At 72.7% G+C, this 11413-nt stretch carries 12 protein-coding genes; 9 read left to right on the top strand and 3 right to left on the bottom strand.

What is annotated here, in order from left to right:
- Window positions 1-39: 39 nt before the first annotated feature.
- Window positions 40-867 (top strand): MerR family transcriptional regulator, encoded by an 828-nt coding sequence (locus ACWGH4_RS21420; RefSeq protein ID WP_453463182.1) that lies wholly within the window; start codon window positions 40-42, stop codon window positions 865-867.
- Between the two features lie 7 nt (window positions 868-874).
- Complete coding sequence (locus ACWGH4_RS21415; RefSeq protein WP_453463179.1) at window positions 875-1840, top strand: helix-turn-helix transcriptional regulator; 966 nt, start codon at window positions 875-877, stop codon at window positions 1838-1840.
- On the opposite strand, the gene ACWGH4_RS21410 is transcribed toward ACWGH4_RS21415, so the two are convergent.
- On the bottom strand, window positions 1831-2751 hold the full coding sequence (locus tag ACWGH4_RS21410) for an SDR family oxidoreductase (protein ID WP_453463177.1): 921 nt from the start codon (window positions 2749-2751) through the stop codon (window positions 1831-1833). The genes ACWGH4_RS21415 and ACWGH4_RS21410 overlap by 10 nt on opposite strands.
- A 133-nt stretch (window positions 2752-2884) precedes the next feature.
- On the opposite strand from ACWGH4_RS21410, the gene ACWGH4_RS21405 reads away from it, so the two are divergent.
- Window positions 2885-3406 carry a DUF4240 domain-containing protein gene (locus ACWGH4_RS21405; RefSeq protein ID WP_453463185.1) on the top strand — a complete coding sequence of 174 codons (522 nt, stop codon included), beginning with the start codon at window positions 2885-2887 and terminating at the stop codon, window positions 3404-3406.
- A 29-nt stretch (window positions 3407-3435) separates the two neighbouring features.
- On the opposite strand, the gene ACWGH4_RS21400 is transcribed toward ACWGH4_RS21405, so the two are convergent.
- On the bottom strand, window positions 3436-3939 hold the full coding sequence (locus tag ACWGH4_RS21400) for an N-acetyltransferase family protein (RefSeq protein WP_453463174.1): 504 nt from the start codon (window positions 3937-3939) through the stop codon (window positions 3436-3438).
- A 43-nt stretch (window positions 3940-3982) separates the two neighbouring features.
- Here ACWGH4_RS21400 and ACWGH4_RS21395 point away from each other — a divergent pair, with 43 nt between their 5' ends.
- Both ACWGH4_RS21395 and ACWGH4_RS21390 read left to right on the top strand, forming a co-directional pair.
- A complete protein-coding gene (locus ACWGH4_RS21395) occupies window positions 3983-4882 on the top strand; it encodes a TIGR01777 family oxidoreductase (RefSeq protein ID WP_453463171.1) in 900 nt (299 codons plus the stop codon).
- A gap of 173 nt (window positions 4883-5055) precedes the next feature.
- On the top strand, window positions 5056-6423 hold the full coding sequence (locus ACWGH4_RS21390) for an NAD(P)/FAD-dependent oxidoreductase (RefSeq protein WP_453463168.1): 1368 nt from the start codon (window positions 5056-5058) through the stop codon (window positions 6421-6423).
- A 65-nt stretch (window positions 6424-6488) separates the two neighbouring features.
- Here ACWGH4_RS21390 and ACWGH4_RS21385 read toward each other — a convergent pair whose 3' ends face one another.
- Complete coding sequence (locus tag ACWGH4_RS21385; RefSeq protein ID WP_453463166.1) at window positions 6489-7937, bottom strand: regulator; 1449 nt, start codon at window positions 7935-7937, stop codon at window positions 6489-6491.
- A gap of 295 nt (window positions 7938-8232) precedes the next feature.
- Here ACWGH4_RS21385 and lipB point away from each other — a divergent pair, with 295 nt between their 5' ends.
- From lipB to ACWGH4_RS21365, 4 genes are all read left to right on the top strand, one after another.
- Window positions 8233-9066: a lipoyl(octanoyl) transferase LipB gene (lipB, locus tag ACWGH4_RS21380; RefSeq protein WP_453463163.1), complete on the top strand. Its 834-nt coding sequence runs from the start codon at window positions 8233-8235 to the stop codon at window positions 9064-9066.
- A gap of 157 nt (window positions 9067-9223) precedes the next feature.
- Complete coding sequence (gene lipA / locus ACWGH4_RS21375) at window positions 9224-10210, top strand: lipoyl synthase (RefSeq protein WP_453463160.1); 987 nt, start codon at window positions 9224-9226, stop codon at window positions 10208-10210.
- A 236-nt stretch (window positions 10211-10446) separates the two neighbouring features.
- Window positions 10447-10656 (top strand): SCO2195 family GlnR-regulated protein, encoded by a 210-nt coding sequence (locus ACWGH4_RS21370; RefSeq protein ID WP_307705989.1) that lies wholly within the window; start codon window positions 10447-10449, stop codon window positions 10654-10656.
- An 18-nt stretch (window positions 10657-10674) separates the two neighbouring features.
- A complete protein-coding gene (locus ACWGH4_RS21365; RefSeq protein WP_453463157.1) occupies window positions 10675-11382 on the top strand; it encodes a DUF4191 domain-containing protein in 708 nt (235 codons plus the stop codon).
- Window positions 11383-11413: the final 31 nt, after the last annotated feature.

Here is an 11413-nt window from a genome sequence, read left to right as displayed (position 1 = left end):
GACCTTGACACCGTGTGAAGCCGTGCACTGGGAGACGTCATGTTCACCATCGGAGACTTCGCCAGGCACGGCCGTGTGTCGGCCCGCATGCTGCGTCACTACGACGCGGTCGGGCTGCTGCGTCCCGAGCACACCGGCCCTTTCAGCGGCTACCGCTACTACTCCGCGGCCCAGCTCGCCACCCTCAACCGCGTCATCGCCCTCAAGGACCTCGGCTTCACGCTTCAGCAGGTGCGGCAGATCCTCGAGGAGAAGGTGACCACGGAGGAGCTGCGCGGGATGCTCAGGCTGCGGGAGGCGGAACTGCGGGAGGCGATGGCCGCGGCGGCCGCCAGGCTGGCGCAGGTCGAGGCGAGGCTCCGGTCGATCGAGAGCGAGGGTCGTATGCCCACCCAGGACGTCATGATCAAGAGCACCCCGGCGGTCCGCGTCGCCGAACTGTCCGCCGTCGCCGCCAGCTACGCCCCCGAGCACATCGGACCGGTGATCGGCCCGCTGTACGACGAGCTGTTCACCCGGCTGAAGGCGGCCGGCGTCACCCCCGCCGGACCCGGCATCGCCTACTACGAGGACGCGCCGGACGGTGACGGCATCGTGGTGCACGCCGGGTGCGCGGTCTCCGCGGAGACACAGCCGGGACCGGACTTCGAGATCGCCGAACTCCCCGCCGTGGAGCGGGCCGCGACGATCGTGCACCGCGGCCCGATGGACACGATCATGCCCACCGAGCAGAACCTGGCCCGCTGGATCGACGCCGGCGGCCACCACTCCGCCGGCTACGCCCGCGAGGTGTATCTGGAGTGCCCGCCGGACAAGGAGAAGTGGGTGACGGAGCTCCAGGTACCGCTGGCACCCGCTGCGCGATGATGGGGGCATGCGCGCTGCCCGGCTGATCAAGATGGTCCTGCTGCTCCAGTCGCGGCCCTCCATGACCGGCGCCGAGCTCGCGAGGGAGCTGGAGGTCTCCGAGCGCACGGTCACCCGCGACGCGCTCGCCCTGTCGGAGGCCGGAGTCCCGGTCTACGCGGACCGCGGCCGGGCCGGCGGATACCGGCTGATCGGCGGGTACCGCACCCGGCTCACCGGTCTGGGACGCGACGAGGCGGAGGCCCTGTTCCTGTCCGGGCTGCCGGGCGCGCTGCGCGACATGGGACTCGAGGACGCGGCGTCCGCGGCACGCCTGAAGGTGTCCGCGGCGCTGCTCCCCTCGCTGCGGAACGCGCCCGACTCCGCGGCCCGGCGCTTCCACCTCGACGCCCCCGGCTGGTACCAGGAGCCGAAGACCCCTGAACTGCTCCCGGTCCTCGCGGAGGCCGTCTGGGACGACCGCCGCGTACGGGCCACGTACCGCCGCAGGGACACCGAGGTGGAACGGCGGCTGGAACCGTACGGGCTCGTGCTGAAGGCGGGCGTCTGGTACCTGTGCGCGCGGGCGGACGACACGCTGCGGGTCTACCGCATCGACCGGTTCTCGTCGGTGGAAGCGGACGGGGAGCGGTTCGAACGGGACGAGGACTTCGAGCTGGCGGCTTTCTGGCAGGAGCGTGCCGCGCAGTTCGCCCGGTCGATCCTCCGCGCGGAGGCCGTCGTCCGCGTGAGCGAGGACGGCGCGGGCCGGCTGCCGTACGTGACGGACCGCGCCGCCGCCGAGGAGGCACTGGCGGCGGCCGGCCCGCCGGACACCCGGGGGCGGGTGACGCTGACGCTGCCCGTGGAGTCGCTGGACGTGGCGTACGGCCAACTGCTGTCCCTGGGGCCCGAGGTGGAGGTCCTCGGGCCGCCGGAGCTGCGGGACCGCTTCGCGCGGGCGGCGGCCGCGCTGCGGGACCTCTATCGGTAGTCCTCCACCGCCGGTGTGCCGCCCGCCTGTTCGGCCAGCATGTATCCCCAGACGTCGGGCCGGCTGCCGTCCGCGTCGGTCACGCCGTACTCCCTGGCCAGCCGGCCGCTGTCCAGGGACAGGCCGTTCCAGCGGGACCGCTCGGGGTCGGCGACGAGCGCCGCGACGCCTCTGGCCAGGTACACGGGCGACTCGGAGAGGGCCCAGTGCTTCTGCTTGTCGATACCGTCGCGCCAGTTCTCCTCCGTGAGGCCGAAGATGTCGAGCATCTCCTCGGAGCGGATGAAGCCGGGAGTGACGGCCACGGCCGTGCAGCCGACACTCTTCAGCTCCTCGCCGAGGGTGAAGGCCATCCGGATCGGGCCGTTCTTGGCGAGGTCGTAGTAGAAGTTCTCGCGGAACCCCTTGTTGGTCTCCGCGGTGCCGTCGGTGACCTCCACGACCAGTCCGCCCGGCTCACGGACCAGCAGGGGCAGCGCGATGCTGCTGGTGATGATGTGGCTCCTCACGCCCAGGTCCAGCATCCGCAGCCCGCGTTCGAGGTCGACGTCCCACATCCGGGTGTCGAAGTCGAGCAGGAAGTTTCCGCCCCAGAGGTCGTTGACGAGCACGTCCAGCCGTCCGTGGTCGCGTTCGACGCGCCGGACCAGTGCCCTCACCTGGTCCGGCTCGAGGTGGTCGGTGGGCACCGCGATGCCTTCGCCGCCGGCCGCCGTGACCAGTTCGGCGGTCTCCTCGACGGTCTCCGTGGGCCGGCCGACCTCGCTGACGCTGGTGCGGGTGGTCCGGCCTGTCACATAGACGGTCGCGCCCGCGGCGCCGAGTTCCACGGCCATGGCACGTCCCGCGCCACGAGTGGCGCCGGCGACCAGTGCGATCCTGCCGCCGAGCGGCTTGTTCGTCGTCGTCATGAGCCGACCGTCGCACGGAAACCGGACACCTTCTGTCGGGCTTGGGCCGACCGGAGCCCCGTATTGCGAAACAGCCGCGTTTCGGCATGCTGCGCGTGCGACGGCCCCCGCCAACCACGATGCTTGACCCGTGATGGACGAGACGGAGTTCTGGGAGATCATCGACAGCACCCGCGAGGCCGCCGAGGGCGACCCCGAGGAACACGCGGAGCTGCTCGTCGAACGGCTGCTGCAGCTCGACCCCGACTCCGTGCTGGACTTCGCACGGCACTTCGAGGCCCGCTACAGCCGCGCCTACCACTGGGACGTGTGGGGTGCCGCGGCGGTGCTGCTCGACGGGGCGAGCGACGACGCTTTCGACTACTTCCGCTGCTGGCTCATCGGGCAGGGCCGGGAGATCTTCGAGAGCGCGGTGCACGAGCCGGACTCCCTGGCGGAACTGCTGGACGATTTCGACGAGGACATCGACGGCGACGGCGAGGAACTGGGCTACGCCGCCGACGAGGCGTACGAGCAGCTGACCGGCGCCGACGCGCCCGACCTGGGGATCCCCGTGCAGTCCGCGGAGCCGGCCGGCACGCCCTTCGACCTCGACGACGACACGGTGCTCGCCGAACGCTTCCCGCGGCTGTGGGAGCGGTTCGGCAGCGGCTGACGGGCCGTCGGCCCCTCGGCGGGCCCGGCCTACGCGGTGCCGGTGAGGGCGCGGCCCATCAGCACGTCGTCCACGAAGCGGCCGTCGAGGTGGAACTCGCCCGGCAGGATCCCCTCGACCACGAAGCCCTCCGCCTCGTACAGCGCCCGCGCCGGCGCGTTGTGGGCGAGCACCCGCAAGGTGATGCGCACGGCTCCCTGCCGCCGGGCCTCGTCGCACGCCGCCCGCAGCAGCGCCCGCCCGACACCGCGGCCGCGGGCCCGCTCGGCGACGGCGAGGCCCTGGATCTGGCGGACGTGCCGGTTGCAGGCGAGCGGGGTCGGCGCGGCGAGCCGGATGTAGCCGAGGATCGCCGCGTGCCCGTCCTCGGCGACGAGGAACTGTTCGGGGCGGTGGTTCGCGTCGAAGAACGAGTCGTACGGCGGCTGCGGCCGGGGGGTCACGGCATGCAGGGGCGACCAGGTGGCGCGGTCCAGCTCCCCCAGCTCCGTGTCGTCGTCATGTCGTGCGGGGCGTATGTGCGACTCGGGCATGGGGCCACTGTGCCATGCCGGGCCACCGGGGCAGGATGGGCCCATGCAGAGAACCCGAATTGCCGTCACGGGCGCCTCCGGGCTCATCGGCGGGGCGCTGGTGAGGTCCTTGCGCGCGGACGGGCACGAGGTCGTGCGTCTGGTGCGTCGCCCGGCCGGCGCCGGGGACGAGGTCCACTGGGATCCCGCACGGCAGTACGTGGACGTGGCCGGTCTGGTCGGCTGCGAGGCCGTGGTGCATCTCGCGGGGGCCGGGGTGGGCGACCACCGCTGGACGGACGCGTACCGCAAGGAGATCCGCGACAGCCGCGTCCTCGGCACGGCGGCGATCGCGGAGGCCGTGGCCTCCCTGGACGCGCCGCCGCGGGTACTGGTGAGCGGCAGCGCGGTCGGTTACTACGGCGACACGGGTGGCCGGCCCGTGGACGAGGGCGCGCCGCCCGGGGAGGGGTTCCTGCCCGGGGTGTGCGTGGAGTGGGAGGAGGCCACCGCCCCGGCTCAAGAAGCGGGTGTGCGAACGGCCCTGGCCCGTACGGGGCTTGTGGTGGCACGGCACGGGGGCGCCTGGGGCCGGATGTTCCCGCTCTTCAAGGCGGGGCTCGGCGGCCGGCTGGGCGACGGCCGGCAGTACTGGAGCTTCATCGCGCTGCACGACGCCGTGGCGGCACTGCGGCACATCATCGACACGGAGTCCCTGTCGGGCCCGGTGAACCTGACGGCCCCCGAGCCGGTGACCAACCGGGAGGCGACCGCGGCGATGGGCCGGGTGCTGCGCCGTCCCACGCCGTTCGCGGTGCCGGCGCCGGCCCTGCGGGTTGTGCTGGGCGGGCTGGCGGAGGACGTGCTGAACAGCGGGCGGGTGCTGCCGGGTGTCCTGCTGGGGTCGGGGTTCCCGTTCGCCTTCCCGCGCATCGACGACGCGATCCGGGCGGCGCTGCGCTAGACCGTGTCCGGGCGGGGGGAGCGGGGTGTGCGCCCCCGCGCTCCGGTGCTCCGCGACGTGCGCTACCTCAGCGGGCCGCCTACCTCTTTAGTCTCGAACCGAACTCGGGTATTCCTCGGTCCTGTTGGGGGCATGAGCTCCCCACCAGCCGCGCCGACCTCGGGGAGGGGCACGTGCTCAGCACCGCTCATGATGCGGATGTCGTCATCGTCGGGGCCGGGATCGCCGGACTGTCGGCGGCCCACCGGCTGACCAGTGCGGGTGTCACGGTCAGCGTCCTGGAGGCCGCCCCGGTCGTGGGCGGCAGGATGGCCACCACGCAGCTCGACGGCTTCCGGCTCGACCGGACAGGCCAGTTGCTCAGTACCGCGTTCCCGGAGCTGCGCCGCACCGCGGTGCTCCGGGACGCCGACCTGCGGATGTTCTCGCCCGGTGTGCTCGTCCACAGCGGGGGCCGGCTTCAGCGGACCGGCGAGGTGGGGATCGCGGGACGGTGGGGCTCCTCCCACGCGAGGAGGGGCGCGGGACGGGGATCGCCCCCCACCGCCCAGGGCGCGGGGGTCGCATTCTCCGTCGCGCGCGCCCTCGCGAGCGCCCCTCGGCCCCGCCAGCTCGACCAGGCCCGGCTGGGCGCGTCCCTGGCGCGGCTCGCGGCGACACCCGTCGACCGTCTCCTCGCCCGCCCCGAGCGGTCCGCCGCCGAGGCGCTGTACGGGCGCGGCCTGCCCGCGCGCACGGTGGACGGCTTCCTGCGTCCGCTGCTGTCGGCGCTGCTGGGCGATCCGGAGCTGACCGGCACCTCCAGCCGTTGCGCGGACCTCGTGCTGCGCGGCTACGCGCGCGGCCGTCTGTGCGTGCCGGCGGGCGGCGCGGCGACGCTGCCGGAGCTGATGGCGGCGGGGCTGCCGGCCGGCACCGTACGGACGGGCGTGCGGGTGACCGACATCGCGACGACGTCCGTGACCACGGAGGAGCTCGGCGAGATCCGCTGCCGCTCCGTGCTGCTGGCTACAGGGGCGCGGGCTGCGGCCGGACTGCTGCCGGGGCTTCGGGTGCCGTCGTTCCATGCGGTGACGGTGGTGCACCACACGGCGCCCGAGTCACCGCTCGGGGAGCCGTCGCTGGTGCTGGCCGGGGAGCGGAGCGGGCCGGTGTCGCACACGGCGGTGATGAGCGAAGTCGATCCGTCGCGGGCCTCCGACGGCCGGGTGCTGATCTCCTCGACGCTGCTCGGCGCACCGCCGGACGACCTGGACCGCCGGGTGCGGCGGCAGCTGGCGAATCTCTACGGCAGGGCGACGGACGACTGGGAGCTCCTCGCCGTCCACCACGACCCGGAGGCGGTGCCCGCGATGCCGGCGCCGCACGATCTGCGCCGCCCGGTGCGGGTGCTGTCCGGTCTCTACGTCTGCGGCGACCACCGCGACACGGGCACGGTGCAGGGCGCCCTGTTCTCCGGGCGGAGGGCGGCGGACGCGGTGCTGAGCGACTTCGGCATTCGGCCGGGGTGCCCGGCAGCGGCGCTGACCGCGGCAGCCTGAGCCCCGGCGGGGCCGCGTGAGAACAGGCGGGCGGGGCCGCCACCCCGCCCGCCGGCCGGCCGGGGTCAGCCGAGGGCGGCCACCCGGTCGCGGTAGGTCCGGACCGGTGCCGCGTCGCGGTACGGCTCCAGCCGGCGTTCGAACTCGCGGACGTACTCGGTGGCGCGCACCGATCGCATCTCGGACGCCTGGAGCGCCGCCTCCGCGCCCAGCGCGCACGCCTGGTCCAGCTCGCCCAGACCGAGCCGGGCGGAGGCCAGGACGACCCGGCAGAAGAGCCGGCTGCGGGCGAAGGCGGGGGCGCGCAGCTGGAGGGAGCGCTCCGCGTGCTGCACGGCGCTGCGGTACTGCCGCAGGTCGCGGTGGCAGTGGCTGAACTCGTCCGCCAGCTGTGCCTCGTCGAAGGTGCGCGCCCAGTGCGGCACGTCGTCCCCCGACCGGGCGGCCTCCAGGGCGCGCTCGGCCCGTACGAGCGCGGCGGTGCAGGCACGCGCCTCGCCGAGCACCGCGTGCCCGCGGGCCTCCGCGCAGTGCAGCAGCGCCTGGACCGGCGGCGGGGCCGACGGCCCCACCCCCTGCTGGGCGACCCTGGTCAGCTGCACGGCCTCCCGGCCGTGTCCGAGGTAGACGGCCTGCCGGCTCATGGTGACCAGCACGTACGACCCGTACGCCCTGTCCCCCGCCGCCTGGGAGAGCCGCAGCGCCTGGACGAAGTACCGCTGGGCGAGTCCGTGGGCCGCGATGTCGTACGAGGTCCAGCCGGCCAGCCTGGTGAGGTCGGCGGCCGCGGCGAACAGGCGCCGCCCGGTCGTCTCGCCGTACGTGCCGCGCAGCATCGGCTCCGCCTCGTGCTCCAGATAGCGCACCAGGGCCTGCCGGGCGTGCCCGCCGCCGTAGGCGTGGTCGAGGGCTCGGAACAGTTCGCCGACGGCGCGCAGCGCCGCGATGTCGCCGCCGGAGACCTTCTGCCCGGGCCCCCGGTCGCCCGCGCCGCGCTGCCGTGGAACGGCCACCCGGGGGCCCTGCTGGGGCACCCGGGTGGAGCCGGTGTGAGCCTCGCCCCGGCCCACGCGTTCGTCGGGGCCGCCGATCAGCCAGTCCCGGCTGGGCACGACCAGTCCGGCCGGTGTGAAAGCGATCTTGCGGAGTTCCGCGTGGCTGCCGGAGTCCTTGCGCCACAGTCCGCTGACGATGTCCACGGCCTCCTCCGGGGTGGCGGCGAACTCCAGCCCCGCGTAGACGGGGGCGCAGGCGTCGAGCCCCAGGTCCTGGGCGGACAGCCGGCGGCCGAGTCTGCGGGTGAACACCTCCGCGATCAGCGCGGGCGTCGTTCCGCGCGGCTGCTGCCCGCGCAGCCAGCGGGTCACGGAGGTCTTGTCGTAGCGAAGGTCGAGGCCGTGCTCGAGGCCCAGCTGATCCACCCGGCGGGCGAGGCCGGCATGGGAGAACCCGGCCTCCGCGATGAGCGCGGCGAGCTGCCGGTTGGGGGTGCGCGGGGTGGTCCGTTCCGTCATCGGTTGTGGCGTCTCCTGCCTTCCGGGCCGGGAGCAGCCCATGGGGGTACCTCCTGGGGTCCCCCCAGGAGGTAGCTCTGGGGGAGAAGCCCTGGGGGAGGAACGGCGCGAATTTAGCGGCCATCCATCGCTGTTCCGCCGCCTTCGCCCCAGATTCATCCGATCGTGTGAGGATTGGCGGCGGCGCTGGACCGTGGAGCTGACGGTCCGCCCTGCCCGGCCACTCGGTTCCGGCCCGCCGTACAGTGGCTGGGGCCCGGTCATCACCGGGCGGAGGTTCGAGGGAGGCACAGCCGTGAGTGACCTGCGGTTCGTCCGACTGGGGTTCGGCGACGAAGCCGTCGAGTACCAGGAGGCCTGGCAGAAGCAGCGCGAGGTCCACGCCGCCCGCTTCGCCGACGAGATTCCCGACACATGCCTGCTGCTGGAGCACCCGCCCGTCTACACGGCGGGTCGGCGCACCGAGGACAGTGAGCGGCCCCTGGACGGGACGCCCGTCGTCGACGTGGACCGCGGCGGGAAGATCACCTGGCACGGCCCCGGCCAGCTGGTGGGCTACCCGATCCTGAAGCTGCCGCGGCCCGTGGACGTCATCGCGCACGTACGGCGCCTCGAGGACGCGCTGATCCGCACCTGCGCCGAGTTCGGCGTGGAGACCAGCCGGGTCGAGGGCCGCAGCGGTGTCTGGGTGCTCGGCGACCCGGTGGAGCAGCGCCCGGCCGTCGGCGGCCTCTCGCTGGACTTCGACCCCCGGCTGACGGACGAGGAGTTCGACCCGCGGCTCAACGGCCCCGAGTACGCCCCCTCCAACGCCGGGCAGCGCCGCGAGGACCGCAAGCTCGCGGCGATCGGCATCCGTATCGCCAAGGGCGTCTCGATGCACGGCTTCGCACTGAACGTGAACCCGGACAACACCTGGTTCGACAAGATCGTGCCGTGCGGCATCCGGGACGCGGGAGTGGCCTCGCTCGCGAACGAGCTGGGCCGCGACATCACCATCGCCGAGGTGCTGCCCGTGCTGGAGCGGCACCTGCGGGAGGTGCTGGAGAACGCGGAGCCGCGGCCCCGTGAGATCGTGCGTGACGCGGTGCCCACGACGGCCCCCGAGGCGGAGAAGACGCCCGTCTGAGCCGGAGAACCGGCCCCGTCCCGCGGGGCCGGGGCCCCGGCCCGGAACGCGGGCGGGAATGCGGTCCCGTGGCCACAGGTTGGCCGAACGTAAGGCCGCACTTTTAACGGGCGTACCCTGGTGTTCGCCGAAGAATCGAAGCTGTAGGGAGCCGGTCGTGTCCGCAGTCGCACCCGACGGACGCAAGATGCTGCGCCTGGAGGTCCGCAACAGCCAGACCCCCATCGAGCGCAAGCCCGAGTGGATCAAGACCCGGGCGAAGATGGGCCCCGAGTACAACCAGCTGCAGAAACTGGTCAAGAGCGAGGGACTGCACACGGTCTGCCAGGAGGCGGGCTGTCCCAACATCTTCGAGTGCTGGGAGGACCGCGAGGCCACCTTCCTCATCGGAGGTGACCAGTGCACCCGGCGCTGCGACTTCTGCCAGATCGACACCGGCAAGCCGCAGGCCCTCGACCGCGACGAGCCGCGCCGTGTCGGCGAGTCCGTCGTCACGATGGACCTGAACTACGCCACCATCACCGGCGTCGCCCGCGACGACCTCGAGGACGGCGGCGCCTGGCTGTACGCGGAGACCGTGCGCCAGATCCACGCGATGACCGCGGACCGCGAAGGCGGCCACACCAAGGTCGAGCTGCTGATCCCCGACTTCAACGCGGTGCCCGAGCAGCTGGCCGAGGTCTTCTCCTCGCGTCCCGAGGTGCTCGCCCACAATGTCGAGACCGTGCCGCGCATCTTCAAGCGGATCCGCCCCGGCTTCCGCTACGAGCGCTCGCTCGAGGTCATCACGCGTGCCCGTGAAGCGGGCCTGGTGACCAAGTCGAACCTGATCCTCGGCATGGGCGAGACCCGCGAAGAGGTCAGCGAGGCGCTCCAGCACCTCCACGACGCGGGCTGCGAGCTGATCACCATCACCCAGTACCTGCGCCCCTCGGTGCGCCACCACCCGGTGGAGCGCTGGGTGAAGCCGCACGAGTTCGTGGAGCTGAAGGAGGAGGCCGACGAGATCGGCTTCTCCGGCGTGATGTCGGGTCCGCTGGTCCGTTCCTCGTACCGGGCCGGCCGTCTCTTCCAGCAGGCGATGGAGGCCCGTGGCACCGCCGCCGGCGTCGATGCCGGCACCGGCGCCGCCCAGGCTGTGTGAATTCAGGCACAAGCAATTACCGGCCGGTAATGGCCGGTTGGACGCGGTCCGCACCCTCCCCGCAGGTCGGGGGCGGGGTACGGGCCGCGTTCTCGTTTCCGGATCTCCACGACCCGCGAATCGACCCTTCATCAGCGTTTGACCGGCCGGTCATGCCCTGGTAACACCAGTCAGTGACGCTCGACTCACGCACAGCTCCCACTCACCGCCGTTCACCCCGAGGGGGAATCGCCACCATGCAGGCCGTGCCGGCACGCCACGTCAGTGCCAACCCGATCCCGTCCGTCACCGGCGCACTGCGCGCCATGGAGTCCATCATCCTCGGCGCCGGCCAGCGCACCGCCCGCCGCAACGCCTGGACCGCGGTCCTCGAGGACCGCCGCCGCGCCAAGGACCGGGTGGAGGCTCAGCACGTACTGGAGGCCGTGGCGACCCGCACGTCATAGGCCACGTAAACTTCGGGTATGGCGAGGAAGGCAAATTCAGACAGCGCTGACGCTGCTGCGAACCCGGGGCGACTGAAGCAGATCGCCCTGACATACAAGATGACCCGGAAGGCCGACCCGAAGGTCGGTCTTGTCGTCGCGGGTGTGGGAATCGTCACCTTCGGTGTCTTCCTCGGGATCGGCTTCCTGATCGGTCACCCGGTCTATCTGGGGATCCTCGGCTTCGTGCTGGCTTTCCTGGCGATGGCGATCATCTTCGGGCGGCGCGCCGAGCGGGCGGCCTTCGGACAGATGGAGGGCCAGCCGGGAGCGGCGGCCGCGGTCCTGCAGAACGTGGGACGCGGCTGGACCACCACCCCGGCCGTGGCGATGAACCGCAACCAGGACGTGGTGCACCGCGCCGTCGGCAAGGCCGGCATCGTGCTGGTGGCCGAGGGCAACCCGAACCGGCTGAAGCCGCTGCTCGCGGCCGAGAAGAAGAAGATGAACCGCATCGTCGTGGACGTCCCCGTGCACGACATCCTCGTCGGCAACGGCGAGGGCCAGGTGCCGCTGAAGAAGGTGCGCACCACGATGCTGAAGCTCCCGCGGGTGCTCACCGGCCCGCAGGTGACTGCGGCCAACGACCGGCTGCGGGCGATGGGCGACCTGATGAGCAACATGCCGCTGCCGAAGGGCCCGATGCCCAAGGGCATGCGGATGCCGCGCGGCGGAAAGATGCGCTGACGCGCTGACGCGCGCCGCACAGACAGACGTG

It is taken from the genome of Streptomyces sp. NPDC054847 (genome assembly GCF_053610925.1).
The sequence above is the reverse complement of the archived record's forward strand: the minus strand, read 5'-3'. Positions and strand labels throughout refer to the sequence as shown.

What these genes read in the sequence shown, in the direction of transcription:
- ACWGH4_RS21415 (WP_453463179.1), top strand. Translation starts at nt 875, where the DNA reads ATGCGCGCTGCCCGGCTGATCAAGATGGTCCTGCTGCTCCAGTCGCGG.
- ACWGH4_RS21385 (WP_453463166.1), bottom strand. Translation starts at nt 7,937, where the DNA reads ATGACGGAACGGACCACCCCGCGCACCCCCAACCGGCAGCTCGCCGCG.
- ACWGH4_RS21410 (WP_453463177.1), bottom strand. Translation starts at nt 2,751, where the DNA reads ATGACGACGACGAACAAGCCGCTCGGCGGCAGGATCGCACTGGTCGCC.
- ACWGH4_RS21405 (WP_453463185.1), top strand. Translation starts at nt 2,885, where the DNA reads ATGGACGAGACGGAGTTCTGGGAGATCATCGACAGCACCCGCGAGGCC.
- ACWGH4_RS21395 (WP_453463171.1), top strand. Translation starts at nt 3,983, where the DNA reads ATGCAGAGAACCCGAATTGCCGTCACGGGCGCCTCCGGGCTCATCGGC.
- ACWGH4_RS21365 (WP_453463157.1), top strand. Translation starts at nt 10,675, where the DNA reads ATGGCGAGGAAGGCAAATTCAGACAGCGCTGACGCTGCTGCGAACCCG.
- ACWGH4_RS21420 (WP_453463182.1), top strand. Translation starts at nt 40, where the DNA reads ATGTTCACCATCGGAGACTTCGCCAGGCACGGCCGTGTGTCGGCCCGC.
- ACWGH4_RS21370 (WP_307705989.1), top strand. Translation starts at nt 10,447, where the DNA reads ATGCAGGCCGTGCCGGCACGCCACGTCAGTGCCAACCCGATCCCGTCC.
- ACWGH4_RS21400 (WP_453463174.1), bottom strand. Translation starts at nt 3,939, where the DNA reads ATGCCCGAGTCGCACATACGCCCCGCACGACATGACGACGACACGGAG.